This is a genomic window from Aestuariivirga sp., from assembly GCF_037139295.1.
GTDB lineage: Bacteria > Pseudomonadota > Alphaproteobacteria > Rhizobiales > Aestuariivirgaceae > Aestuariivirga.
Genome location: NZ_JBAXGR010000050.1, coordinates 1 through 26,306 on the forward strand (window position 1 = coordinate 1; position 26,306 = coordinate 26,306).

At 60.2% G+C, this 26,306-nt stretch carries 25 protein-coding genes; 6 read left to right on the forward strand and 19 right to left on the reverse strand.

Annotation, left to right across the window (positions count from 1 at the left end; genetic code table 11):
• Positions 1-348: 348 nt before the first annotated feature.
• Positions 349-3,315 carry an NAD(P)-dependent oxidoreductase gene (locus WCJ41_RS13165; protein WP_336906288.1) on the forward strand — a complete coding sequence of 989 codons (2,967 nt, stop codon included), beginning with the start codon at positions 349-351 and terminating at the stop codon, positions 3,313-3,315.
• On the opposite strand, the gene WCJ41_RS13170 is transcribed toward WCJ41_RS13165, so the two are convergent.
• The 9 genes from WCJ41_RS13170 to WCJ41_RS13210 form a co-directional block, all read right to left on the reverse strand.
• On the reverse strand, positions 3,306-4,472 hold the full coding sequence (locus tag WCJ41_RS13170; protein ID WP_336906289.1) for a M20 aminoacylase family protein: 1,167 nt from the start codon (positions 4,470-4,472) through the stop codon (positions 3,306-3,308). The two genes, WCJ41_RS13165 and WCJ41_RS13170, sit on opposite strands and share 10 nt — an antisense overlap.
• Entirely contained in the window at positions 4,469-5,269 is an 801-nt protein-coding gene (locus WCJ41_RS13175) for an ABC transporter permease subunit (protein ID WP_336906290.1), read from the reverse strand. Before WCJ41_RS13175 ends, WCJ41_RS13170 begins: the two co-directional genes overlap by 4 nt.
• Positions 5,266-5,988, reverse strand: coding sequence for an ABC transporter permease (locus WCJ41_RS13180; protein ID WP_336906291.1), 723 nt, complete (start codon positions 5,986-5,988; stop codon positions 5,266-5,268). The genes WCJ41_RS13175 and WCJ41_RS13180 overlap by 4 nt, the downstream gene beginning before the upstream one ends.
• A gap of 54 nt (positions 5,989-6,042) precedes the next feature.
• Positions 6,043-6,840, reverse strand: coding sequence for a transporter substrate-binding domain-containing protein (locus WCJ41_RS13185; RefSeq protein ID WP_336906311.1), 798 nt, complete (start codon positions 6,838-6,840; stop codon positions 6,043-6,045).
• Positions 6,841-6,913: 73 nt separating this feature from the next.
• The gene (locus WCJ41_RS13190; RefSeq protein ID WP_336906292.1) at positions 6,914-7,714 is read right to left on the reverse strand and encodes an ABC transporter ATP-binding protein; all 801 of its coding nucleotides are present in this window, start codon (positions 7,712-7,714) and stop codon (positions 6,914-6,916) included.
• A 126-nt stretch (positions 7,715-7,840) separates the two neighbouring features.
• Complete coding sequence (gene clpA / locus WCJ41_RS13195; RefSeq protein WP_336906293.1) at positions 7,841-10,261, reverse strand: ATP-dependent Clp protease ATP-binding subunit ClpA; 2,421 nt, start codon at positions 10,259-10,261, stop codon at positions 7,841-7,843.
• A 4-nt stretch (positions 10,262-10,265) separates the two neighbouring features.
• Positions 10,266-10,589 carry an ATP-dependent Clp protease adapter ClpS gene (clpS, locus tag WCJ41_RS13200; protein WP_336906294.1) on the reverse strand — a complete coding sequence of 108 codons (324 nt, stop codon included), beginning with the start codon at positions 10,587-10,589 and terminating at the stop codon, positions 10,266-10,268.
• A gap of 229 nt (positions 10,590-10,818) precedes the next feature.
• Positions 10,819-11,634 (reverse strand): alpha/beta hydrolase, encoded by an 816-nt coding sequence (locus tag WCJ41_RS13205; protein ID WP_336906312.1) that lies wholly within the window; start codon positions 11,632-11,634, stop codon positions 10,819-10,821.
• A gap of 16 nt (positions 11,635-11,650) precedes the next feature.
• Positions 11,651-12,979 (reverse strand): 8-oxoguanine deaminase, encoded by a 1,329-nt coding sequence (locus WCJ41_RS13210; protein WP_336906295.1) that lies wholly within the window; start codon positions 12,977-12,979, stop codon positions 11,651-11,653.
• A 123-nt stretch (positions 12,980-13,102) separates the two neighbouring features.
• Between WCJ41_RS13210 and WCJ41_RS13215 the strand changes: the two genes are divergently transcribed.
• The 4 genes from WCJ41_RS13215 (at position 13,103) to WCJ41_RS13230 (ending at position 17,063) form a co-directional block, all read left to right on the forward strand.
• Positions 13,103-14,257: an ABC transporter substrate-binding protein gene (locus tag WCJ41_RS13215; RefSeq protein WP_336906296.1), complete on the forward strand. Its 1,155-nt coding sequence runs from the start codon at positions 13,103-13,105 to the stop codon at positions 14,255-14,257.
• A 67-nt stretch (positions 14,258-14,324) separates the two neighbouring features.
• A complete protein-coding gene (locus tag WCJ41_RS13220; RefSeq protein ID WP_336906297.1) occupies positions 14,325-15,335 on the forward strand; it encodes an ABC transporter ATP-binding protein in 1,011 nt (336 codons plus the stop codon).
• On the forward strand, positions 15,332-16,261 hold the full coding sequence (locus WCJ41_RS13225; protein WP_336906298.1) for an ABC transporter permease: 930 nt from the start codon (positions 15,332-15,334) through the stop codon (positions 16,259-16,261). Before WCJ41_RS13220 ends, WCJ41_RS13225 begins: the two co-directional genes overlap by 4 nt.
• Positions 16,251-17,063: an ABC transporter permease gene (locus tag WCJ41_RS13230; RefSeq protein ID WP_336906299.1), complete on the forward strand. Its 813-nt coding sequence runs from the start codon at positions 16,251-16,253 to the stop codon at positions 17,061-17,063. The genes WCJ41_RS13225 and WCJ41_RS13230 overlap by 11 nt, the downstream gene beginning before the upstream one ends.
• Here WCJ41_RS13230 and WCJ41_RS13235 read toward each other — a convergent pair whose 3' ends face one another.
• From WCJ41_RS13235 to WCJ41_RS13275, 9 genes are all read right to left on the reverse strand, one after another.
• Positions 17,064-17,510, reverse strand: a complete 447-nt coding sequence (locus WCJ41_RS13235; protein ID WP_336906300.1) for a carbon monoxide dehydrogenase subunit G — start codon at positions 17,508-17,510, stop codon at positions 17,064-17,066.
• A 27-nt stretch (positions 17,511-17,537) separates the two neighbouring features.
• On the reverse strand, positions 17,538-18,665 hold the full coding sequence (gene tgt, locus WCJ41_RS13240; RefSeq protein ID WP_336906301.1) for a tRNA guanosine(34) transglycosylase Tgt: 1,128 nt from the start codon (positions 18,663-18,665) through the stop codon (positions 17,538-17,540).
• Positions 18,662-19,720 (reverse strand): tRNA preQ1(34) S-adenosylmethionine ribosyltransferase-isomerase QueA, encoded by a 1,059-nt coding sequence (queA, locus tag WCJ41_RS13245; protein WP_336906302.1) that lies wholly within the window; start codon positions 19,718-19,720, stop codon positions 18,662-18,664. Before queA ends, tgt begins: the two co-directional genes overlap by 4 nt.
• 101 nt (positions 19,721-19,821) lie before the next feature.
• The gene (locus WCJ41_RS13250; protein ID WP_336906303.1) at positions 19,822-20,343 is read right to left on the reverse strand and encodes a peptidylprolyl isomerase; all 522 of its coding nucleotides are present in this window, start codon (positions 20,341-20,343) and stop codon (positions 19,822-19,824) included.
• A 4-nt stretch (positions 20,344-20,347) separates the two neighbouring features.
• Positions 20,348-20,860: a peptidylprolyl isomerase gene (locus WCJ41_RS13255; protein WP_336906304.1), complete on the reverse strand. Its 513-nt coding sequence runs from the start codon at positions 20,858-20,860 to the stop codon at positions 20,348-20,350.
• A 51-nt stretch (positions 20,861-20,911) separates the two neighbouring features.
• On the reverse strand, positions 20,912-21,418 hold the full coding sequence (coaD, locus tag WCJ41_RS13260) for a pantetheine-phosphate adenylyltransferase (protein ID WP_336906305.1): 507 nt from the start codon (positions 21,416-21,418) through the stop codon (positions 20,912-20,914).
• A gap of 1 nt (position 21,419) precedes the next feature.
• The gene (locus tag WCJ41_RS13265) at positions 21,420-22,031 is read right to left on the reverse strand and encodes a LysE family translocator (RefSeq protein WP_336906306.1); all 612 of its coding nucleotides are present in this window, start codon (positions 22,029-22,031) and stop codon (positions 21,420-21,422) included.
• Positions 22,032-22,089: 58 nt separating this feature from the next.
• On the reverse strand, positions 22,090-24,804 hold the full coding sequence (gene gyrA, locus WCJ41_RS13270; RefSeq protein WP_336906307.1) for a DNA gyrase subunit A: 2,715 nt from the start codon (positions 24,802-24,804) through the stop codon (positions 22,090-22,092).
• Positions 24,805-24,989: 185 nt separating this feature from the next.
• Positions 24,990-25,481, reverse strand: coding sequence for a single-stranded DNA-binding protein (locus tag WCJ41_RS13275; RefSeq protein ID WP_336906308.1), 492 nt, complete (start codon positions 25,479-25,481; stop codon positions 24,990-24,992).
• A 158-nt stretch (positions 25,482-25,639) separates the two neighbouring features.
• Between WCJ41_RS13275 and WCJ41_RS13280 the strand changes: the two genes are divergently transcribed.
• Entirely contained in the window at positions 25,640-26,044 is a 405-nt protein-coding gene (locus tag WCJ41_RS13280) for a RidA family protein (protein ID WP_336906309.1), read from the forward strand.
• Between the two features lie 20 nt (positions 26,045-26,064).
• On the opposite strand, the gene WCJ41_RS13285 is transcribed toward WCJ41_RS13280, so the two are convergent.
• Positions 26,065-26,208 (reverse strand): hypothetical protein, encoded by a 144-nt coding sequence (locus tag WCJ41_RS13285; protein WP_336906310.1) that lies wholly within the window; start codon positions 26,206-26,208, stop codon positions 26,065-26,067.
• Between the last annotated feature and the right edge of the window lie 98 nt (positions 26,209-26,306).

Below are 26,306 nucleotides of genomic sequence, written 5' to 3' on the forward strand. Positions count from 1 at the left end.
AAATCCGTTGCGCCGATAACCAAGAAGACGGGCATGGCAACGACAACCTCACCGAAGACGACGGCCAGCGGATGCATCAACCTCACCATAAACAACATAACGGCGAAGGCCTTGAGCTTCAACGGGGCCTCCTACCGGACGGCGCAGGTGTGCCACTAAAGGCAACTTCCCCCGAAGCGACGTCGCCCATCCGCTCTATCGAATCACTTAAACTGAGTAACGCGCCCCCAATCAGGGCCGCGCTTTTTGTTGAAGGGCGCAAGATTGTCTAAAATGACGCTTTCTGGCAGTTTCTGCCTGCAAGAACTCGATTAGCGTGAGCTTCGGTTCAATGGGATGGGGCAGGCAATGCTGGCAATCGAACAATTCCGCGCTGCACGAGAAAGCTCCCTGAAGGCAACTGCCGGGGGGCCACCGCCGCGAACCCGGAACCCGTTCTTCGGAGTGGGGCCCATCACTGATATGGCTCGCGATGACGGTGACAGTCGCTTGCTACGGTTCGAATTCGAGCACTGGCTCGAAAGCAACTACCGCAAGCTCGATGACACCGGTAAGGACATTGGTTGCTTCACTGTCGCAGAGATCAGTCGCTCGATGCATCGCGGCTATCCTGCCGACAAGTTCCTCCTCGACATGATGAAGGAGATTCACCGCTATTTCGAGTTTCCGCGTTCGAACCGCCTGGCGGTTGGCCTGGGCGGCGGACATTCTGGATTCACAGTCTGCGCTCTCCACTTCCTCACTGTAAATGATGCGACCCAGCACATCTATGTTGACACACCAACACCGGAGTCGGACCTCGCAAAGGCCTCCGGATTTTTCCGTCAGAGCTGGGGCGTACAGATCGTAGAAATGATGCGGTATGCCCGTTGGGGGGACGAAGCGCGAATTCACTTCGCAACGACAGAGGGTGCAATTCCATCTGCCGATACACTTGAGCGTATGGGTATCAAGGTTTTCTTCGGTGTCGGCCACGAGACGACAGGAGCAACAACCTATTCGCGCGCTGACATGGAAAGTCTTCTCGACTGGATTGATCGCAATCCGGGCGAGCATCATGCTGTACTCGACGCAACATCGATGCTGGGCGCTATGCCGTGGGGCGACGAACTGGTGGCGCAGGTTATGGCAAAATGCTGCCTGTTCATGCCGCTACAGAAGGCCATTGGCGGAATTTCAGGCTACTTCCTCGTCTCCTTGACGCCAACTTCCTTGAAGTTGATCGAAGAGAACCAGAGGACGCCCTCCTGGGCCATTCCGCGGCAACTGAAGCTTGCTGCTCCGGTCGATCCCAAATCGCCGCTCTCAGGAGAGCGAACGGTAATGCTCGGACCCATTTATGACCCTCAGGAGGGAAGAATGCTGGGTGGGGTCATCAACACCTTCTCAACCCTTGCTTTTGCCGAGACGACATTTGGTCTGTTGCGGGTTGAAAGAGAGATCGGCTCCGTAAGGGAATTAAACCGCCGCTCAGAGATAAACCGAGCAACAATTGATGAATGGATGAGTAACTCAGAGCTGCTTCAGCCCGGCGTTTCGAGCCCGGAGCACCGCGGCGCTGCAGTTACACTTATAAGAGTTACTGACAATCAGATCGGCGATCCAGCGATTCATGCTCGCATGATTTCTCGATCAAAGCAGCTCCTCGCATATGACGGCATCACCCATCCAAACGGTGTTCACGAAAAGGGACTCGACGTGGCGCGCTATGTGAATGCCTTCCCGGGGACACCTGGTGACTACCGGGCGTGGATAGGTGGCATCCGCCCTGTTGAGGACATTCTCGCCCTCCTCGACAATATCACATACGCCTATCACCGCGCCCGCATCGTGGTGATGGAGGAGGAATTGGAAAAGCACGGCATCACTTTTCCTGCCCAGGACGTTCCATCACACGCAATTCGTAAGAATGATCCTCAACGGACGTACAAGGTACTCATCTGTGATCATGTCGGGCTTAAGATCGACAAGGGTGGTCGGCCTGATTACTCGGAAGTCAAATCTCACATTGAGTCACATGGTGCGATTTTCCACGATGGTCCCTTCGGCGTGGATCTGTCACTTGAAGCGGGTGTCCACTTTTTTTACCTACCCCAGCTTTCAAAGCCGGAGGAGATCCGTAACCTCACCGACAAGGCGCAGTATGACGCCGTCATAGCCGCCGCTACCTTCCTTCCGAAGGAGGCGATCTTCAACGAAGGCGGCGTCCGCATCGGAGCCGGAACGGGAAACATGGGGTCTGCGTCTTGGGGCGGCGGAAATGGCGAAGGTGGACCGGCGCCGCTCATGAACACCCCTTCCTTCAACAGCCGTGCGACCGCTCAAATGGGCTTTAAGGCACTGCTGAAAATTCTTCCGGATCTCCCGGTGGATGAAATCCACGAGCTCACTGCTGCCGCACGTTTCGACACCGGACGCGACTTGGCGAAGTTCCCTACCGAGAAAATTGAAGGCAAGCGCATTGGCATTATCGGCTATGGAAACATCGGCCGTGAGATGGCGAAGCTGGCGCAGGCCTTTGGAATGGTCGTAACGGTTCATGCGAGGCCACGCCATAGACAGTGGATCGAGTCAGAGGGCTTCATCTACGCGGCCTCTCCGGTGGAAGCCGCAAAGGGTGCTGACGTTATTTCAGTGCACACGGGTCTTGGGTTGCTCAATTCTGCGACCGGCCAATTCTCCAACGCCAACGTCGTCAATGCCGAGGTACTAGCCGCACTCAACGCCGGCGCAGTGCTGATCAACTACGATCGTGGGGAGTGCGTAGACAGCGATGCGCTTGATGATGCGATGGCGTCAGGGAAGGTGCGTTATGCAGCGATTGACGCTGATCTGTTTGTTGATGCCGAGAGCGGCGCGACCAGTGGGCCGATGGTACCCTACTTGCCGCTGGCAAAGAAATATCCTGGCCGTGTCGAGTTACTGCCCCATGCCGCAGCGGATACAGAGCATGTATCGCGGGTCGAAGGAGCAAAGCAGGCCGTAGACCAAATCCTGAGGGCCATATGCTACAAGGAAGTCATCAATCTCAAGGGAGACCTACCGGAGGGCTACTCGCTTGTGGGCTCTAGGACGGTTGCTGGCGTCGGGAAGTGCAACGCTCAAACGATCAATCAAGCTGTAACAGACGGACTTGCGCCGGTCGCGCGCAGCGAGGCTGAGTCCATGGCGGCAATTTGGGCAGCCCTTTCCTCCGCCTCATCGGATGAAGCACGTGAGACTCTCGTTGCGCGGCACGGAGCAGCGTTGGTGAAAAGCTTCAACAACTACGCCACACTGATGCGAAAACTCGGGATCGAAGGACCTTATGCCTGAGAAAGTGCCTTCTCGACGAGTCTTGCCCAGAAGGCCGGACCCTTGATGAGAAGTGCATCATTAAAATCATAGCCGGGGTCGTGAAGCATCGGCCCCGGCCCTGCCCCAAGTCCAAAATAGCAGGATGGCACCACCTCTTGCATTGCCGAGAAATCCTCGGAAAACATGAACGGACCACGCATGTCTACTTTTGTTGGATCCTGCCCCATATCAATGGCCACCTGACGCACGAGGGCAGCCTCATCCGCGCTGTTAAAGCCAGCCGGATAACTCCAGCTATCAAGTCCGATCTGAACGTCGGCGGTGCAACCATAAGACTTGGCCTGGGCGGTGGCGAGATCCTTGATGCGGGCAAGTACCATGTCACGCACTGCCTCGGTAACAGTGCGAATGCCGACCAGAAGCTTGACCTCTTCCGGTATGACGGTTGCCATCGACCCGCCGTTTATGGCTCCAACGGTTACGACTGCCGGATCATGAGGGTCGAGATTGCGGGATACCACAGTTTGCATTGCCAGCACGATACTTGAGGCAGCGACAATGGGGTCCACGGACTTATGCGGCAGTGCCCCATGCCCCCCAACCCCCTGAACCACGATCGTGAATACATCACATGAAGCAGTGATAGGACCGGGCCGCACTACAATTTGGCCTTCCGCTTCGCCCGGCAAATTGTGGAGTGCAAAGATACGATCGCAGGGGAACCGTTCAAACAACCCATCCTCGATCATCCTGAACGCACCACCCTCGTCTTCCTCCGATGGCTGAAAAATCAGGCGGACGGTGCCGTCAAAGTTACGTGTTTCAGCAAGATAGCGAGCGAGACCGAGCAACATGGTGGTGTGGCCATCATGTCCGCAGGCATGCATCTTGCCCGGATACTTGGACGAGTAGCGAAGATTGTTTTGCTCTTGGAGCGGCAACGCATCCATATCCGCGCGAATTCCAATCACCCTCCTTGAGGAACCAGCACTCATTGACGCTACAACCCCGGTCTTCGCGATGCCCGTCGTCACTTCGAAACCCAAACGACTGCATTCATCGGCAACAATCTTGGCGGTTCTCGTCTCCTGAAACAGCATTTCAGGATGCGCGTGCAGGTCGTGCCTTATGTCGATCAGTTCCGGAAGATGCCTCTTGAGGATGTCCTCGATCATCGCTTTTGCGGAACCTTTTTCTCGATGTAACTGAAGGCCCACAAGGTCAAAAATGTCAGGCACATATAAATGACGGCCAGGAGCATGAGAGGCTCGTAAACGATATATGTATCCTGGGTAATCCGATTACGCACGACGCCCGCAAGATCCATGACGGTAACAGTCATGGCAAGCGGTGTAGACTTGAGTTGCAGCACAACTTCTCCCGCCAGAGTTGGCAACACGAGGCGGACGGCACGTGGGAACCAAACCCGGGTCAAAACCTTCCAGGGGGACATGCCGATGGCGCGGGCCGCCTCAAGTTCACCGCGTGGCACACCCAGGAAGGCGCCCCGCATGATCTCTCCTTCGTAACCCGCGAAACTCAACGTGAAAGCTAGAAGCGCATACCAGAAAGCATCAAGGCGAATGAGCCACATGAAGTCCGTCCGAAAGTCCGGAAAGACCATGGCGATCTTGGGAAAGAGAGAGCCGAGGCCATAATAAATCAGCCACAACTGCAGCAACAGGGGCGTTCCGCGGATCACCGTGCAGTAACCCTTCGCCAAAGCTGCGAGCCAACTTGGACCTGTGACTTGCACAAGCCCGATTGGAATGGCGAAAATCATGCCGAGAATGCAGGAGAATATCCAGAGCAGGAGCGTGAGCCAGAGCCCCTTGATGAGCAGTGTATAATAAACGCTCATCCAACTCCATTGCGAGACCGTGAGCAGCCAATAGATCAGGCCAGCAAGTATACCGACCAGAATCAGGACAACGATTCCCTTGATCAGCATCTTGAGGAGATCAAAGTTCATGTAAGCTTCCTCTGGCCACGGCGAACCCGCTTCTCAAGCAGCGCGAAGCCCTTCTGCGACACCAGGGTGATGATCAGGTAGATCAGGCCGGCCGACATGAAGAACGTGAAGTACATCTTTGTATTGCCCGCTGCCTGCCGTGTCGCGAGCGCGAGTTCTGTGTAACCCACAACAGCAATCAATGCGGTATCCTTGGTGACAATCAGCCAGAGATTGGCTAGCCCCGGGATCGCATATGGCAACATGGACGGCACCGTGATCCGGCGGAAAATCAGCCACGGCGACATGCCGTAAGCCCGCGCAGCTTCCATTTGCCCGACCGGAATGGCCTGGATGGCGGCACGCAATACCTCTGTTGAATATGCGCCTTGGACGAAACCAAGGACAAGCACGGCAGCAGCAAATCCATTGATCGCAATCGCTGCAAACCCGGAGCTCTCAAGGAGACGGTTTAACGTTGCGGTGCCGGCATAATAAAGAATGAGAATAAGTATCAGCTCGGGAACTGCGCGAACAAGCGTTGTGTATCCCTGCATGATCGCACGGGTGAGTGGACTGCCATAAAGCTTGGACATCGCCCCGATGAGGCCGATCAGCAACCCCAGAGTATAAGCGAGGATGGCGATTGCCACACTGACGGCAGCGCCAAAGAGCAACTCATCCCCGTAGCCGGTTGGACCAAACGCGAGTATTTCCGGGAACCCGGGTTGACCGGCCATGACGTTCCTTGATCAAGAGCCTGCACGAGGTCGCCCCCGCGCAGGCTAAAAATGTTACTTCTCGGGCGTCGCAATGATGCCCTGCAGGTCGGGATAGTTCTTGGTGATTTCCGCGAACTTCTTCTGCTTGGCTAGTTCTGCGATCGCCGCGTTGATCTTCTCCTTCAACGCCGTATCTTCCTTGCGTACGCCAGCGCCCACGCCGAAGCCAAGAACCGACGTGTCATCCGGAACGGTGCCCTTCAACTCACAGCACTGCTTCCCCTGTTCGGTCTTGAGGAAGGCATCAAGAGCAGTCGAGTCGGCCTGGATGTAGTCCACCCGGCCAGCGGCGAGATCGTTGTTCGCCTCATCCTGAGTGGAGTAGGTCTTGATCTCTGCACCAGCCGGCGCAAAATACTTCTGCGCGTAGCGTTCATGGGTTGTCGAGACCTGAACGCCGATGATCTTTCCCTTCAGGTGATCAGGAGCGATGTCGGTGTCGCCGTTCTTCTGACCAATGACATTTGAGGGGGTATTGTAGTACATGTCCGAGAAATCGATGGTCTTCTTGCGTTCATCTGTGATCGACATGGACGACCAGATGACATCGATCTGCTTCGACGTGAGAGCAGGAATGATGCCGTCCCACGCAACTTCGACCAGTTCGCACTTCTCATTCATCTGAGCGCACAGCTGGTTCATCAGATCGATTTCCCAGCCGACCCACTTACCTGACGCATCCTTTGAGCTGTAGGGTGCATAAGGTTCCGCAGCGACACCAAACTTTATGTCGGCCATGGCGGCAGTTGACGCTCCGGCCATCATGGCCACGGCAGCGGCAGCGGCAGCGAGAACAATTCGACGGTTCAATTTCATTCACGTTACTCCCTGTTGTTTCGGACAACTCATGCGCCCGATTTGCTCGTAAACACTATCGACTACATCAGGCATGCGCTGAAGAGACAAATTGCCGACAGCGGTCGCTCTTCGGAGAGCCGAACACCTGCGAAGGCGGCCCCTCCTCTTCAATCACGCCCTTGTAGAGATAAATCACGTGGCTGGAGACGCTCCGCGCGAACTTCATCTCATGCGTGACAAGGATCATCGTACGTCCTTCGTCAGCCAGGTCGCGGATAACCTTCAGCACTTCTCCCACAAGTTCCGGGTCAAGAGCCGACGTGGGTTCGTCAAACAGCATTACTTTGGGTTCCATGCACAGGGCTCGCGCGATCGCTGCGCGCTGTTGCTGGCCACCAGATAGGAATGCCGGATACTGGTCGCGCTTGTCGAACAGACCCACCTTGTTCAGCAACTTCTCAGCCCGATCTATAGCTTCTGCCCTGGGCACACCGAGAACATGCACAGGCGCCTCAATAACATTCTGTAGCACCGTCATGTGTTGCCACAGGTTGAAACTCTGGAACACCATGCCCAAACGTGTGCGGATGCGCTCAAGCTGCTTCCTGTCAGAGGGGTGCAGGTCGCCATCCTTGTGACGGGCAAGCGAAACATTTTCACCGGTGACCTGAATTTCTCCCCGGGTGGGCATCTCAAGAAAATTAATGCAACGCAAAAATGTGGATTTGCCGGATCCAGAGGCACCGATCATCGACACGACCGCTCCCTCGCGCGCCGTCAAGGACACGCCCTTGAGGACCTCGAGATCGCCAAATTTCTTATGAAGATCAGTCACTTGAACCGCCACTGGGCGATCAGCTTCGACCTTCACTGCAGCGTTCACCACGCCTCGTCTCCCCAGTGGGCCAATCGACCCTTGTTATTCTAACCATACAATAACAAGAAAACCGGCGACTGCAATTGGACAGTCTGCCGGCTTTCCATCATTTCTTCGTCGCTTTGACGTTCAAAATCACTCAGATTTCGCCTTTGGCTTGCGCTTTGTAGTCTTCGGCTCCTGTTTCCCCTTGCCCGTTTCCTTGGATTCGGCCGTTGCACGTGGCAGGGCTTTGCGTGTCGGTCGACCGGGCAAGGCCTTTTCCTCGTCGCGGCTCAGATACTCAAAGTGCAATTCGTCTCCCTTCAAGAGGATACGAACAGTGCCACCCTTGGACAGCTTTCCAAAGAGCACTTCTTCGGCCAGGGGCTTCTTGACGTGCTCCTGGATAATGCGCGCCAGAGGGCGGGCACCCATTTGCTGATCGTACCCCTTCTTCGCGAGCCAGTCTGCTGCCTCTGCGGAAAGCTCAATGTTCACCTGGCGCTCAACCAGCTGCGCCTCTAGCTGGAGCACGAACTTCTCGACGACCTTCCGCACCACGTTAGCCGGCAAGTGCCCGAAGGGAATGACGGCGTCCAGACGGTTGCGGAACTCCGGCGTGAACAACCGCTGTATAGCCTCCATGTCGTCGCCTTGACGAACGCTGTTGCCGAAACCAATTGCCTCGCGCGCCATGTCTTGGGCGCCGGCATTGGTTGTCATGATGAGGATCACATTGCGGAAGTCGACGGACTTGCCGTTGTGGTCGGTCAGTTTCCCGTGATCCATGACTTGAAGAAGGATGTTGAAGAGATCGGGGTGAGCCTTCTCGATCTCGTCGAGCAGCAAGACAGAATAGGGATGCTGGTCAATGCCGTCTGTCAACAAGCCACCCTGGTCGAAGCCTACATAGCCAGGAGGTGCGCCAATGAGACGGGAAACGGAATGCCGTTCCATGTACTCCGACATGTCGAAGCGAAGCATATTGACGCCCATCACCTCAGCAAGCCGCTTGGCAACCTCGGTCTTACCAACGCCAGTCGGGCCAGAGAACAGATAACAACCAATAGGCTTTTCCGGCTCACGCAAGCCGGCACGTGCCAACTTGATTGCCGATGCGAGCGCCTCGATTGCCTTGTCCTGGCCGAAAACCATCCGCTTCAGGTCAGCGTCAAGGTTCTTCAGAACTGTCGCGTCATCCTTGCTCACCGTCTTGGCCGGAATGCGGGCCATGGTGGCAATCGTCGCCTCAATCTCCGGCACTCCGATAACCTTGCGGCGCTTGTCCTCGGCCAGCAGCATTTGCGAAGCACCGGTTTCGTCGATGACGTCGATCGCCTTGTCCGGAAGCTTGCGGTCGGCCATGTAACGGGCCGACAACTGCACCGCGGTCTCGATTGCATCATCCGTGTAACGGACTTTGTGGAAATCCTCGTAATAGGGCTTCAAGCCCTTGAGGATTTCGATCGCATCCGGAATGGAAGGTTCATTGACATCGATCTTCTGGAAACGGCGAACAAGCGCACGGTCCTTCTCGAAATGCTGGCGATACTCCTTGTAGGTGGTCGAACCAATACAGCGCAGCGCTCCATTGGCGAGTGCCGGCTTGAGAAGATTGGACGCATCCATTGATCCACCGGATGTCGCACCTGCACCGATTACCGTGTGGATCTCATCGATGAACATGATCGCTCCGGGGCGCGACTCGATTTCCTTGACGACAGCCTTCAGCCGCTCCTCGAAATCACCGCGATAGCGCGTACCGGCCAGCAGTGCACCCATGTCGAGCTGATAGACAGTGCAGTTGAGCAAAACCTCGGGCACATCACCATTGATGATCTTGCGAGCAAGGCCTTCAGCAATTGCCGTCTTGCCGACGCCCGGATCGCCCACGAAGAGCGGGTTGTTTTTCTGGCGGCGACAGAGGATCTGGATGGTACGGCGCACCTCTGGTTCGCGTCCAATCAGTGGATCGATCTTGCCTTCACCAGCCTTCTTGTTGAGGTTGATGCAATAGGCGTCAAGCGCATCGCCTTCGCCCTTCTTCTTCGACGTTGAATCCTCACCGTCATTGTTGCTGGTGCCTTGCTGATCCTGATCAATTCCCCGCACCGAGCGGGTCTCAGAAAGGCCAGACCTCTTCGCAATGCCATGCGATATGTAATTGACGGCATCATAGCGGGTCATGTCCTGCTCCTGCAGGAAAAAGGCCGCGTGGCTCTCCCGCTCGGCAAATATTGCGACCAGCACGTTGGCGCCTGTCACTTCCTCACGGCCAGATGACTGAACATGGATGACGGCGCGTTGGATAACACGCTGGAAACCAGCGGTTGGCTTGGAATCCTCGCGCTCCGCTGAAATCATCTGACCCAGTTCACTATCAATGTAGTTGGTCAGGCTGCGACGCAAGACGTCGAGGTCGACGTTGCAGGCCTTCATCACTGCAGCTGCGTCTTTGTCGTCCGTCAGCGAGAGCAACAGATGTTCCAGCGTCGCGTATTCGTGGCGGCGTTCACTGGCCAGTGCAAGGGCGCGGTGGAGCGCCTTTTCGAGGCTGCGGGAGAATGTCGGCATTGGCCTATTCCTTTTCCATCGTGCACTGAAGGGGATGCTGGTGGTTCTGGGCGAAATCCATGACCTGGGTCACTTTGGTCTCCGCCACTTCAAACGTAAAGACACCGCAGACACCGACGCCCTTCTGGTGGACATGCAGCATGATGCGGGTGGCCTCTTCGCGCCCCTTGCCGAAAAACCGCTCCAGCACGTGCACGACGAATTCCATCGGCGTGTAGTCGTCGTTGAGCAGCAGCACCTTGTAGAGGGAAGGCTTCTTGGTCTTCGCCTCTGTCCGGGTGATCACCCCTGTCTGATTGTCGTCTTTATGGTTGGGCTGCTTCGGCATGGGACCAATTATATAGGTGCTTCGCACCGAATGTGGAGGGGTTATTCTCGACGAAATTCAGGCGCGGCTATTTGACTGGTTACGCAGGGCGCATTGAATTGGTTTCGACAGTGCCGGGGCTCTTGGCAGACTGGGCTCCGGCTACCGCAGGAACACCATACGGGAGGAAGCTTTCCAGCTCGCCGTCTTGCCCGGGAATTGTGCATCGCGGCAGGTTTTCCGGCGGGCGTCAGCTACGGGCAAGCTCCAGAAGGCGCTGCGTCATGGGGTGGTCTGCCCGGGCGAACAGATCGCCAATGCTGAAGTGGTTTTCGCCCGCAACCTCCTCATAACGGCAGGAAAGTCCCAGCCCGGACCAGGCCGCTGCCAGCGACCGGGCCTGGCGGCGGAATTCGAAGCTCTCCTCCACCCCCACCCAGCTGTCGAACGGGATACGGCTGGTCATCGGCCAGAACAGCGGGCTGGCCGCCATGGCCCCGGCAGGTGAAAGCCGGAGGTCATTATTATAGGAGGTCGCCATCAGCGGGCGGAGATCGAACAGACCGCTGACCGAAAGACACGCCTGTATGAGATCCGAGCGGGCGCCGTAGAGGGGCCACTCGGTGGCAGTCATGGCCGCGGCAAGATGGCCTCCGGCCGAATGGCCGGTCAGCACCAGGCGACGACCAGAGCGCTGTCCAAGAAACAGGCAGCACTGGCGGATCTCATCGATGATGTCGGCAAGCGTCACCTCGGGGCACAGGGTGTAACCCGGAACGGCCACGTCGAACCCGGCGGCATTGGCCGGCCCCGCCACATGGCTGAAGCTGGACTTGTCGAAACTCCGCCAGTAGCCGCCGTGGATGAACACGATGAGCGGCCCCTGCCCTCGGCCACCATCGGCCGCAAAAAGGTCAACGCGGTTACGCGGGCGGGCGCCATAGGGAATGTCGAACTCCCCGACGTGGCTCGCTCGGTAGGCCGCTGCTTCCCGGTGCCACCGCGCAATGATCTCCGGATGGTTCGGCACCAGGGTGCGGTTGTTGTATTCGGTGGCAAGATCCATCACGCAGGGTCTCTCCTTACAGGAATTGTTTTGCTGCAGCACCATGGGCAGCGCGCAGCTGGGCAATGTCGATGCCCACGGGCTGGCCATCAACCACCCGCCAGTCGCCCCCCACCATTACACGGTCCGCGCGATGCGCGCCGCAGAGCACGAGCGCCGCCAGCGCATCGCCCGCCCCGGAAAAGCGCAATTCGTCAAGCTTGAACAGTGCCAAGTCGGCCTGCTTGCCCACCGCGATCTCGCCGATGTCGCTGCGCCCCAGACAGCGGGCCGAGCCTTGGGTCGCCCATCTCAGCGCGTCGAGATGGGTGACGGAGGCATCATAGGTAAGACGGTTGATCATCAACGCGTGCCTTACGCCCTCCATGAGGTTGGACGAGTCGTTCGACGCCGAGCCGTCAACACCGAGCCCCACCGGCGCGCCTGCTGCCTCGAGTTCCCGCGTGCGGCATTGGCCGGACGCCAAAACCATGTTGGAAGTCGGGCAATGACACACACCCACACCATGCCGGCCCAGCCGCATCACGTCGCCATCCGAAAAATGAATGCCGTGAGCGAGCCACGTGCGATCATTCAGCCAACCCACCTCCTCGAGATAGTCGAGCGGGCTCATGCCAAACATCGCCTTGCAGAATTCGTCCTCGTCATGGGTTTCGGCCAAGTGGGTGTGGAGACGGCAGTCATGCTTCTCCGCCAGCGCGCCACAGGCGCTCATGAGGGACTTGGTGACACTGAAGGGTGAGCATGGGGCCAGCCCAATCTGGATCATCGCCCCCTCACCGCGCTGGTGATACTTGCTGATCACCCGCTCGCAGTCCGCGAGGATGGTATCCTCGTCCTGCACCACCGAATCCGGCGGGAGGCCACCGTCCTTCACCGAGAGGTTCATCGATCCGCGCGTCACGGTCATCCGCATGCCGAGCTTGCGCGCTTCGTCCACCTGGATGTCCATTGCATCATCCAGATGCGCCGGGAACAGGTAATGGTGGTCGGACGTGGTGGTGACGCCGGACATCAGCAGTTCAATGAGCGCCAGCCTCGTGGCGATCCGCATCGAATCTGGGGTGAGCCGCGACCACACCGGGTAGAGCACTTTTAGCCAGTCGAAGAGTTGCTTGTTGATGGCGTCCGGATGAGCCCGGGTGAGCGTCTGGTAGAAGTGGTGGTGCGTGTTGACGAGGCCCGGCAAGACGACATGTTGCGACGCATCAAATACATCATCCACAGGCTGCGAGGGCCTTTGTCCCAACGTCAGCAACTCGGCGAACCTGCCATTGCGCAGCACAATTCCACCGGGAGCATCCGCCAGAATTGCCAGTGGAGGGGTGATCCAGATGCTGCGCATTTCGATGCCTAAAGGATTGCTGGGGTTGAACTTCGGGTCCACTTCGGTTCACAATACATGGCACGGGCCCGATGGTGCTGCCAATAAGCACCCTCAGACGTGGCCCAATAGGGAGCAGACACTATGACGTTTATGAAGACAGCGATCACATCGCTCGCCGCCCTCGCCGGCGTGGCGGGCATTGCCATGGCGCAGGAGGCCAAGAAGGACGTTGGCCCCGGTGAGGGACAGGTCGATATCGTGGCATGGCCGGGCTACATCGAGCGCGGCGAAACAGACAAGGGCTATGACTGGGTCACCGGCTTCGAGAAGGAGACGGGTTGCAAGGTCAATGTGAAGACCGCGGCCACCTCGGACGAAATGGTCACCCTGATGAACCAGGGCGGCTTCGACCTCGTCACCGCTTCGGGCGATGCTTCGCTGCGCCTCGTGGCCGGCAAGAAGGTGCAGCCGATCAACATCGATCTCATCAAGGACTGGGGCACGCTGGACGACAGGCTGAAAGAAGCACCCTGGCATACGGTGGATGGCGTGCATTATGGCGTGCCGTATCAGTGGGGCCCCAACGTGTTGGCCTACAACACCAAGGTGTTCAAGGACGCGCCGAAGAGCTGGTCGGTGGTCTTCGAGGAGCAGACGCTTCCCGACGGCAAGTCGAACAAGGGCCGCGTTCAGGCCTTCGATGGCCCGATCTATGTCGCCGATGGTGCACTCTACCTGATGAAGACCAAGCCGGAGCTCGGCATCAAGAACCCCTATGAGCTTAACCAGGCTCAGTTCGACGCGGTCATCGCGCTGCTCAAGAACCAGCGCCAGCTCGTGGGCCGCTACTGGCATGACGCCATGGTGCAGATCGACGACTTCAAGAACGAGGGTGTCGTCGCCTCATCGTCCTGGCCGTTCCAGGTGAACCTGCTGGAGGCCGACAAGCAGTCCATCTCCTCCACCGTTCCGGAGGAAGGTGCCACTGGCTGGGCCGATACCACCATGATGCACGCAGCCGCGCCGCATCCGAACTGCGCCTATATGTGGCTGAACCACTCGCTTCAGCCCAAGCTGCAGGGTGATCTCGCTGCATGGTTCGGCTCCGTGCCCTCCGTGCCAGCTGCCTGCAAAGGCAACGAGTTGCTAACGGACGCGGGTTGCGCCACCAATGGTTTCGAAAACTTCGACAAGATCTGGTTCTGGCGCACGCCGACCTCGAAGTGCGCGGCGGAAGGCGGTTGCGTTCCCTATTCGCAGTGGGACAAGGCCTATCGCGAAGTCATGAGTCAGTAGCGCTCAAGACCCCAGGCAAGCTTGACCCCGGCCTCATAAGGCCGGGGTCTTCAGTTCAGGACCCATCATGCCAGCAGCCGTAAGCTTCCAGCACGTGTCACGACTCTTCGGCCAGATCAGGGCCGTCGATGACGTGTCCCTCGACGTCCCCGAGGGCGAGTTCTTTGCCATGCTGGGACCTTCCGGCTCAGGCAAAACCACCTGCCTCCGCCTGATCGCGGGCTTCGAGCAGCCGACGTCGGGCCACATCGAAATCTTCGGCGAAACTGCGGAAGGGCTTCCGCCCTACAAGCGCAACGTCAACACCGTCTTTCAGGACTATGCGCTGTTCCCGCACATGACGGTGGGAGAGAACGTCGCCTATGGCCTGATGATCAAGGGCGTGGCCCGCGCCGAACGCGAGGCAAAGGCTCTTGAGACGCTTGCCATGGTCAAGCTCAAGGGCTTCGACCAGCGCAGGCCATCGCAGCTGTCGGGCGGCCAGCGCCAGCGCGTGGCGCTCGCCCGCGCCCTCGTCAACCAGCCCAAGGTGCTGCTGCTTGACGAGCCGCTTGGCGCCCTCGACCTGAAGCTGCGCGAGCAAATGCAGGAGGAACTGAAGGCGCTGCAGAAGCAACTCGGCATCACCTTCGTCTTCGTGACCCATGACCAGGGCGAGGCCCTGTCGATGGCCAACCGAGTAGCCATCTTCAACGAGGGCAAAATCGTGCAGGCGGGTTCGCCGGCGGACGTCTATGAGCGCCCGCGCTCCCGCTTTGTCGCCGATTTCGTCGGCTCCTCCAACGTGCTCCCGCCGGAGTTTGCCGTAGCCCATGGCGGCACCCACGCATGGACCAGCCTGCGACCGGAGAAGATCAGGCTCGTCAACGCCGGGCAGGCACTGCCCAGTGGTCAATTCGGCGTCTCGGGCCGCGCGATCTCGGTGCAATACCAGGGCGCCATCACCCGCGTCGCGGTGGAGGTGAACGGCACCCGCATTGCGGCAACACTCCCCGCCGGCATGACGGCCATCCAGGAAGGCGAGACAGTCGCCCTTGCCTGGGAGGCTGACAGCCTCGTCGCCATGGAGGCGGCATGAGCGCCGCCGTCACCACGAGCCCGCGCGGCGGGCTGTCCGACTTCTTCTACCGCAACTCGGGCCTGCTCACGCTGGCGCTGTTGCTGCCGCCACTCCTATGGATCGGCGTCGTCTATCTCGGCTCGCTGTTCGCCCTTTTGCTGCAGAGCTTCTATTCGCTCGATGAATTCTCGGGCCTGATCGTCCACAACTTCACCCTGGCGACATATGAGCAGCTGTTCACGGCGACCAACCTCACCATCATCCTGCGCACCGTCGTCATGGCAGCCGCCGTCACGCTCGCCAGCGCAATCCTTGCCTTCCCCATCGCATATTATGCGGCGCGCTATGCCCGCGGCGGCTGGAAGGCGCTGTTCTACCTCGCCGTCATGATGCCGCTGTGGTCGAGCTATCTCGTCAAGGTCTATGCGTGGAAGCTGATCCTCGCGAAGGAAGGCATCATCACCTGGGTGGCAGACAAGATCCACCTTGGCTGGGTCCTCGATGCCTTGCTGGCGATGCCGGTGATCGGCGGCTCGTCGCTGTCCTTCAGCTACATCGGAACGTTCATTGTCTTCGTCTATATCTGGCTGCCCTACATGATCCTGCCAACGCAGGCGGCCCTCGAACGCGTGCCGAAGAACTTCATCGAGGCCTCAGCCGATCTCGGCGCTTCGCCACGCCAGACCTTCCGGACGGTGATCCTGCCGCTGAGCCTTCCAGGCGTCATCGCGGGCTCGATCTTCACCTTCTCGCTGACGCTCGGCGACTACATCATCCCGCAGATCGTCGGCAATTCGCGACCCTTCATCGGCACCACCGTCTATGCGCTGCAGGGAACCGCCGGCGACATTCCGCTCGCCGCCGCCTTCACCGTCGTTCCGGTCGTCATCATGGGCATCTACCTGATGATCGCCCGCCGCATGGGAGCCTTCGATGCGCTCTGAACCCGGTGCAACGTTTCCCCTGAAGGCGGCTGCCATCGGCGGGTTGCTGTTCCTCCACCTGCCGCTGGCGCTGATCTTCCTCTATGCCTTCACCACCGAGGAGAAGAGCTTTCAGTTCCCGCCACCGGGCCTGACGCTGCACTGGTTCTCGGTCGCGTGGTTCGACCGGCCGGACATCTGGGGCCCGCTGTGGCTCTCCGTCCAAGTCGCGGTGCTCGCAACGCTGATCGCGCTGGTGCTGGGAACGCTCGCTGCCGCAGCGCTGTGGCGGGCGCGCTTCTTCGGCAAGGATTCGCTGTCGCTGCTGTTCATCCTGCCGATTGCGCTTCCGGGCATCATCACTGGCATCGCGCTGCGCTCGGCCTTCGACATCATGTCGATTCCGTTCTCGACTTGGACCATCGTTCTGGGCCACGCCACCTTCTGCATCGTCGTCGTCTACAACAACGCGCTGGCGCGTTTCCGCAGGTTGTCACCAAGCATGCTCGAGGCCTCGATGGATCTGGGCGCCAATGGTACCCAGACGTTCCGCCACGTGGTGCTGCCACAGATCGGCTCCGCCCTGCTGGCAGGCGGCATGCTGGCCTTCGCATTGTCCTTCGACGAGGTGATCGTAACCACCTTCACCGCCGGCCAGCAGGCCACCTTGCCGATCTGGATGCTGAACGAACTGATCCGCCCGCGTCAGCGCCCCGTCACCAATGTGGTGGCGATGATCGTCATCGCAGTCACCTTCCTGCCCATCCTCGCCGCCTATTACCTGACGCGCGAGGGCGAGCACACGGGTGGCTCGGGGAAGTGATCAGCCAGGCTCGTTGACCGCGAGCCTGGCGAAATTCTCAAAGAACTGGGCGGAGAGCTGCTTGGCCGTCGGCTCGATGAAGCGCTGGGCGAGGCTGGCGATCTTGCCGGTCACCTGGGCGTCAACGTCATAGATCAGCTTGGTGCCCTCGGGCACGTCCTCGAGGCGCACATTGGCGCCGCCAACGGCTCCACCCATCATGGACTTCCCTTCGCCGGAAATCCGATAGCCGTTCGGCGGGTCGAGGTCTGACAGCGTCACCGCACCCTTGAAACTGGCTTTTACCGGACCAAGCTTCACCGTCACCTTTGCTTCCATTTCCGTGTCGGATTTCTTGACGATCTCCTCGCAGCCGGGGATGCACTGGCGCAGCAGCTCAGCGTCATTGAGCGCCTCCCACACCTTGGTGCGCGGCACGGGAATGATCACCTCATCCGTAAGCTTCATATGGTCCTCCTCCCAAGTTTCGCGCAATTATGCCGGTATATCGCCGCGCTTCCACTGTTCCTTCGTCGCAAGCCGGAAGTCCTCGAACCGGCCTTCGGAAATGGCGCTCCGGATGCCCTGCATGAGCGACTGGTAATATGCAATGTTGGCCCAGGACAGCAGCATCATGCCGAGAAGCTCGCCGGAGCGGATCAGGTGGTGGAGATAGGCGCGGGAATACTGCGACAAGGCCGGGCAAGGGTGCTCGGGGTCCAGCGGCCTCACATCATCGGCATGCCGGGCATTCCGCAGGTTGATCTTTCCGAAGCGGGTGAAGGCCTGGCCGTGGCGGCCGGAACGGGTGGGCAGCACGCAATCGAACATGTCGATGCCGCGCGCAACCGACTCGAGGATGTCTTCCGGCGTTCCAACCCCCATCAGGTAACGCGGCCGATCCTCAGGCAAATGCGGGATGGTGTGCTCGATCGCCTGCAGCATCAGGTCATGCCCCTCACCCACCGCCAGCCCGCCGATGGCATAGCCCTCGAACCCGATGGATTTCAGCCCCGCGGCACTTTCCTTGCGGAGCTTCGGGTTGATGCCGCCCTGCACGATGCCGAAATTGCCCCGACCCGGCTGCCGGCCGAAGGCCCTGCGTGAGCGCTCCGCCCAACGCAGTGACAGCTGCATGGCCTTTTCGGCTTGCTGTTCGGTGTGCGGGTACTCGATGCATTGATCGAGCTGCATCTGGATGTCGGAGCCAAGCAGGCGCTGGATCTCCATCGCGCGCTCGGGCGAGAGCTCGTATTTCCGCCCATCGATGTGGGACTGGAACATCGCCGACTGCTCGGTGATCTTGCGGATCTTGGACAGCGACATGATCTGGAACCCGCCGGAGTCCGTGAGGATCGGGCGCTTCCAACCGATGAACTTGTGCAGGCCGCCGAGCTTCGCTACCTCCTCCGCCCCGGGTCGGAGCATCAGGTGGTAGGTGTTGCCAAGGATGATGTCGGCCCCCGTCCCCTCCACCTGATCAAGGTACAGGCCCTTGACCGTGCCGACGGTGCCGACCGGCATGAAGGCCGGGGTGCGGATGTCGCCATGGAGAGTGTGGACGGTGCCCAGCCGGGCGGTGCCGTCCGTGCCGTGAAGCGTGAAGCTGAATTCAGTGGTCATGGCGCGGGGAATAACAGGCTGGAGTCGCCGTAGGAATAGAACCGATAATCATTTGCAATGGCATGGGCATAGGCGGACCGCATGCGATCCAGCCCGGCAAAGGCCGAGACGAGCATGAACAGTGTCGACTTCGGCAAGTGAAAGTTGGTGACCAGCAGGTCCACCGCCCGGAACCGGTAGCCCGGCGTAATGAAGATCTCCGTGGTGCCCGAGAAGGGCTCGAGCCCCGAACTTTCGAGAAGCCGGAGCGAGGTGGTGCCCACTGCCACGATCCGGCCTCCCCGCGCGCGGGCGGCCTTCAGGCGCTCAACTGTGGCGGCCGTCACCTCTCCCCACTCGGCGTGCATCCTGTGGTCCTCCGTGTCCTCCGCCTTAACCGGCAGGAAGGTACCCGCACCGACGTGCAGAGTTATATATTCCTGTGATATTTCAGATCTTTGCAGGCGTTCCATCACCTCTGGTGTAAAGTGCAGTCCGGCCGTGGGGGCGGCCACTGCGCCCTCCCTTTCGGCAAAGATCGTCTGGTAGTCGGCCTTGTCCTTCTCGTCGGTGCCGCGCTTGCCGGCAATATAGGGCGGCAGCGGCATTTCGCCGACAATGGCGATGGCCTCATCCAGCGCGGGGCCATGCAAGTCGAAGCCAAGCGTCACCTCACCGGCCTCGCCTTTCTTTTCAATGATTGCATACAAATTATTGGTTTCACTTGTTTTTTTATCACTGAAAAACCGTACGCGATCGCCCTGTTCGAGCTTCTTCGCTGGCTTCGCGAAAGCCTTCCAGCGGTGCCCGTCGAGGCGCATGTGAAGCAGCACATCGATCTTCGGCGTGGTGCCGAGACGGCCAACCCGGTGGCCGGAAAGTGCGGCAGGGATCACCCGCGTGTTATTGAACACCAGCACATCGCCGGCGCGCAGGAAATCGGGGAGTTCGCGGAAAATGCGATCCTCCAGCGCCTCCTGCCAGACGACCAGCAGCTTCGAGGAGTCACGCGGCGACGCTGGCCGCAGCGCAATGCGTTCCGGTGGGAGTTCGAAGTCGAAGTCGGAAACGCGCATGAACCTGGACCATGCCCCACTCACGGGGGCCAGAAAGCGGGACCCCGGCTTTCGCCGGGGTGACATTTCGCGTGATGGACGGGGAGTTCCCCCGGCCGGATTTACTTTGCGTCGGCGGCGACCTGCATCTTGGCGATCTTATCGGGCTCGCGCACGGGTTCGCCGCGCTTGATGCCATCGACGATGTCCATGCCGTCCGTGACCTTGCCCCAAACCGTATACTGACGGTCGAGGAAGCCGGCATCACCGAAGCAGATGAAGAACTGGCTGTTGGCCGAGTCGGGGTTCTGCGAGCGGGCCATGGAGCAGACGCCGCGCACATGCGGTTCCTTGGAGAATTCCTGCTTCAGGTTGGGCTTCTTGGAGCCGCCCATGCCGGCACTGTCGGGGCTGAAGCTGGCAGAGGTGGTGTTGCCATACTGCACGTCGCCGCCCTGGGCCATGAAGCCCTCGATGACACGGTGGAAGACCACGCCGTCATAGGCGCCCTCGCGGGCCAGTTCCTTGATGCGCGCCACATGGTTTGGCGCGAGGTCCGGGCGGAGCGCGATGGTGACGCGGCCCTTGGCATCGCCCTTGGCGTTGGCCACGTCGAGATAGATGGTGTTTTCGAGATCGGCCATGTTCTTACTCCACCGTAACCTTGGTCATCTTGTCGGGGGTTGCCGGCGGCTCGCCGCGGGCGATCTGATCGACGCAGCCCATGCCTGTCTCGTCGACCTGACCCCAGACCGTATACTGGCCGTTCAGGAAGTCGCCGGGCGCGAACATCACGAAGAACTGGCTGTTGGCGGAATCCGGGTCGCTGGAGCGAGCCATGCCCACGGTGCCGCGCTTGAACGGTTCCTGGCTGAATTCAGCCTTGATATCGGGGAGCTTGGAGCCGCCCATGCCGGTGCCGGTCGGGTCACCCGTCTGGGCCATGAAGCCCTCGATCACGCGGTGGAAGACGATGCCGTCGTAGAAGCCTTCCTTGGCCAGCTTGGTGACCTGCGCCACGTGCTTGGGCGCCAGGTCCGGCCGGAGCGTAATGTCGAAGGAGCAGCCCTTGCTGGTCTCCACCTTGAGCTTGTCCGCGGCCAGCGCCGGGGTGCTGAGAAGGCCCGCCGCCAGAGCGGCCAGTGCCAGTTTCCTGATCATGGTATCTCCCATTGTTGTCGATGCCGTTCCTGAGGGGACAGGAACAAAATGTCAATGCGAAGGCTTGGCCAGCGCCCGGGCCATGACCTCCTGCGCCTCCTTGGGGATGAACAGGGTGATGTCACCTCCCATCCGGGCAATCTGCTTCACCAGCGAAGAGGCGATCATGCGGGTGGCGGGCGACGCCGCGAGAAAAACCGTTTCGATGTCCGGCGCCATGGCCCCGTTCATCTGGCCCATCTGGACCTCGTAGTCGAAGTCGGTCGCATCCCTTAGGCCCCGGATGATGACGCCCGCATGGTTCTTGCGGGCGGCATCAACGGCCAGCCCGTCGAAGGTCGTGACCGTGATCTTGACGCCGGTATGCTCGGCGATGGGCTTCGTCACCTGCTCCAGCAGCGCGATCCGGGTTTCGGCCGGGATCAGCCCCTGCTTGCCGTGGTGCACGCCCACGCCAAGCACCAGCTTGTCCACGAGGCGGGCCGCCCGCGCGATGATGTCCAGGTGGCCGTAGGTGACCGGATCGAAGGAGCCGGGGTAGAAGCCGGTGCGTGCCATGTCAGCGTCCTCTCAGTGCCATCCAGATGCCGCCGCCCATCAGGAAGCAGCCGCTGACGATTTCCAGTGCGCGGATGCGCGAGCGCGACAGGAAGCTGCCGGCCTTGCCTGCCATCAGCGCATACATCACGTCGCCGAAACCGGCGATCACCATGAAGCTGGCGCCCAGGATCAGTATCTGCTGCATGGCGTTGCCTTCCGGCGTGATGAAGGGTGGGATCAGCGCCCCGAACAACACCAGCATCTTGGGGTTTGATATGATGACGACGAAGCCCTGCAGGAAGAAGCTGCCCCGGGGCCGTGCCCGGTCCACCGCCACGGCGAGGTCGCCATTGGAGCGGAACAGCTTGAACGCCAGCCACATGAGATAGAGCGCACCCGCCCAGCGCAGCACGTCGAACCACACGCCCATCATCTTGATGGCTGCCCCCAGGCCCAAAGCCGCGATGGCCAGCCAGATGACGAAACCCGCCTGCGTGCCCGCCACGTTGAGCAGCCCCGCGCGGTGCCCATAGCGCAGGCTGTTGGCGATGATGACCGTCACCGTGGGGCCCGGCACGAAGGCGAGCGCCGCCGCGGCGGCCATGAAGGCGAGGTAGGATTCGAGCGTCATCCGCGTATCTCCAGAATGGGAGAAGCTAGCCACAGACCGGCCACCACACGCAAGGGCGTCAGGCCTCGCTCTCCTCGCCATCCTCTTCGGTGATGTGCTCGACGGAGACCACGTGCTCGTCATCCGCCGCATCGATCACGATAACGCCCTGCGTCGAACGACCCTTTTTGCCAATGTCGCGCACAGGCGTGCGGATCAGCTGCCCGCCATCCGTCACCAGCATGATCTGGTCCGCGTCCTCTACGGGGAAGCTCGCCACCAGCGGTCCGTTGCGCTCGTTCACCGCCATGGCGACGATGCCTTTGCCGCCGCGGCCGGTGATGCGGTATTCGTAGGATGAGGTGCGCTTGCCATAGCCATTGGCTGAAATCGTCAGGATCACCTGCTCGGCAGCGCCCATCTCGGCATAGCGTTCCTCGTTGAGCGTCGTCTCGGAGGAACCCTCCTCGTCAGCGCCACCGACGTCCTGCTCTTCACCAGCAACGGCACGCGACATCTTGAGGAAGGCCGCGCGCTCGTCAGGCGAAGCCTCGACATGCCGAAGGATCGACATGGAGATGAGGTGATCACCGTCCTCCAGCCGAATGCCGCGCACGCCCGTTGAGTCCCGGCCCTTGAACACGCGGACTTCTTCCACCGGGAACCGGATGCACTGGCCCTGGGCGGTGGTCAGATGCACGTCGTCGCGCTCCGTACAGATTTCCACACCCGCGATCATGTCGCCCGGGTCGAGCTTCATGGCGATCTTGCCGGCGCGGTTGATCTGCTCGAAATCCGAGATCTCGTTCCGCCGGACCGTGCCGGAGCGCGTGGCGAACATCAGGAACTGGCCCTCGGCCTCGGCGGCCGTCTCAGGCATAGGCAGGATCGTCGTGATGCGTTCGTCCTGCTCCAGCGGCAGCAGGTTGATCAGCGCCTTGCCGCGCGACTGGGGCGTGCCAAGTGGCAGACGCCACACCTTGAGGCGATAGACCATGCCGGCGGACGAGAAGAACAGGATCGGCGTGTGGGTGCTCGCCACGAAGAGCTTCGTGACGAAATCCTCCTCGCGTGTACCACCGGCTCCCCTACCTTTGCCGCCGCGGCGCTGGGCGCGATAGGTCGACAGTGGCACGCGCTTGACGTAGCCCGCGTGGCTCACCGTCACGACCATCTCTTCGCGCTGGATCAGGTCCTCGTCTTCAACCTCGCCCTCGTTCTCGACGATCTCGGTCCGGCGCGGCGTGGCGAACTCGTTGCGGATTGCGGAGAGCTCGTCCTTGATGATTCTGAGAACGCGGTCACGCGAGCGCAGGATTTCAAGGTAGTCCTTGATCTCCCCGGCGAGCTTCTCCAGCTCCTCGGCAATTTCGTCACGGCCAAGTGCCGTAAGGCGCTGCAGCCGCAGGTCCAAGATGGCGCGGGCCTGCTCGTCGGACAGGCGATAGGTGCCCTCCTCCGTCAGCGTGTGGCGCGGGTCCGCGATGAGGACGATGAGCGGCGCCATGTCCTTGGCGGGCCAGTCGCGCGCCATCAGCGCTTCGCGGGCCTCGGCGGCGTCCTTCGAGGTGCGGATCAGGCGGATCACTTCGTCGATGTTGGCAACCGCAATGGCGAGGCCCACCAACACATGCGCACGGTCGCGCGCCTTGTTGAGCAGGAACTTGGTGCGCCGCGTCACCACCTCCTCGCGGAAGGCAACGAACGCCTGCAGCAGGTCCTTCAGGTTCATCAATTCGGGCCGTCCGCCGGTGAGGCAGACGTTGTTGATGCCGAAGGTCGATTGCAGTGGCGTGAACCGGTAGAGCTGGTTCAGCACGATTTCCGCCATCGCATCGCGCTTCAGCTCGATGACGACGCGCATGCCCTGCCGGTCGGACTCGTCGCGGATGTCGGAGATGCCTTCGAGCTTCTTTTCGCGGACGAGATCCGCGATGCGCTCGATCATCAAAGCCTTGTTCACCTGATAGGGAATCTCGGTGACGATCAGCGCCTCGCGCTCCTTGCGGATTTCCTCCACCCCGACGCGGGCCCGCATGACCACTGAACCGCGGCCGGTGTGGAACGCCGACTTGATGCCGACGCGGCCGAGGATCAGTCCCCCCGTCGGAAAGTCCGGACCCGGAATGATGTCGATCAGGTCTTCAATGCTCACGTCCGGGTTGTCGATCACCGCCATGCAGGCGTCGATCACTTCGCCAAGATTATGCGGCGCCATGTTGGTGGCCATGCCGACGGCGATGCCGCCGGAGCCGTTGACCAGCAGATTGGGGAAGCGCGCCGGCAGCACCTTCGGTTCGCGCTCGGAATTGTCATAGTTGGCCTGGAACTCGACCGTGTCCTTGTCGATGTCTTCGAGCAGTTCATGCGCCACCTTCGCCATGCGGGACTCGGTGTAGCGCATGGCCGCCGGCGGGTCGCCGTCAACGGAGCCGAAGTTACCCTGGCCATCGATGAGCGGCAGGCGGAGCGAGAAGTCCTGCGCCATGCGCACCAGCGCGTCATAGATCGATTGGTCGCCGTGCGGGTGATACTTACCGATCACGTCACCGACGATGCGGGCGGATTTCCGGTAGGCCTTGTTCCAGTCGTAGCCATTCTCGTTCATCGAGAACAGGATGCGACGGTGCACAGGCTTCAGCCCGTCGCGCACGTCCGGCAGTGCGCGGCTGACGATCACGCTCATGGCGTAATCGAGATAGCTTTTCCGCATCTCGTCTTCGATGGAGATGGGGGCAATCTCGGAAGGATTGGAGGGCGGGACGGAGCCCTTCTGGTCGTCGTTATCGGCCACGGAAAACCTGTAATCTAGCCCGGGAAAAAAGCTCCGAATCGACACCAGCGCGGCAACGATTCGGCGGTCTCACCAATCTAGGTGGTGAGGCCCTCCGGCACAATGAAAAGCTGTTGATTTTCCGGCCTAATCGCCGCTCTTGCGAAGCCCCGGAAAGGCCGGTTTTCCGGCCCTCGGGAAGTGCCTCAGAACGGCACTTCGTCATCGAGGTCGCGGGCCGGGATCGTGGCCCGGCCACCGGCACCGGCGCGCGGCCGTTCCATCGGGCTCGACTGGCCAAACTCGTCGCCGCCACCGCCCATGCCACCACCTGCACCTTCGCCGCCGCGACCACCGATCATGGTCAGCACGCTATTGAAGCCCTGCAGCACGATTTCCGTCGAATACTTCTCGACGCCGTCCTTGTCCGTGTATTTGCGGGTCTGGAGCTGACCTTCGATGTAGATGGTAGAGCCCTTCTTCAGATACTGCTCGGCAACCTTGGCGAGGCCTTCATTGAAGATCACCACGCGGTGCCACTCGGTCTTTTCCTTGCGCTCGCCCGTATTGCGGTCACGCCAGCTTTCCGAGGTCGCAAGCGACAGGTTGACGATGGGCTTGCCATCCTGCGTGTGGCGCACTTCCGGATCACGGCCGAGATTGCCGACGAGAATGACCTTGTTCACCGATCCTGCCATGACACCACTCCTTGATTTCCGGGCACCCTAGTCAAAGCCGGGCCGCCGCACAGCAGCGCTCGGAGCCTTATCCACACCGCATGTATAGTTCTCTTTTTGTTCCAGCGCAAGCGTCCTAGGCTCCGGTCTTAAATGAATTCGCCCAGGTGGAGATTGCGATGATCAGGACGCTCGAGACGGACAATGCTCCCAAGCCCCTCTCCGCCTATGCGCAGGGAATGGAGGTCCCGCCCGGCCACCGGGTGGTGCATGTCTCCGGCCAGGTGGGCGTGGCGCTCGACGGCCAGATTCCGGCCGACCCGTCCCGACAGCACGAATTGGCCTGGGAGAATGCCCTCGCGGTGCTGGCTGCTGCCGGCATGGACCACACCCACATCGTCGATGCGCATTGCTACATCACAGAGCGCGCTCACCTTGGCATCTACCGTGCCACGCGGGACCGCTTCGTGAAAGGACACAGGCCCGCCGCGACGCTTCTCATCGTGGCAGGCCTGGCTGACGAACGGCTGGTGGTCGAAGTCGACCTGGTGGCTGCGGCTGAGGCAGCGGGCCCGGCCACATGAGGCCGAGCCGCCGGAATGGCTTAGCGGCGCTTGAGCAGGCCGAACAGCTGGGTGCGACGGGCATTGGCGCGTTCCTTCGCAGGTGCAACAATATGCTCAGCGTCTTTTGACTGCATCATGGCAGTCTGATAAACATTTGAATACGTGTCCAAAATCCAGTTCATGATATTTCTCCTTGGCCCTTAAATCGGCTTCTCTTGAACATCCCCAATATGTGCTCTTCGCTCTTGCAACACAAACGGCAATAAACTACGCTACTTGT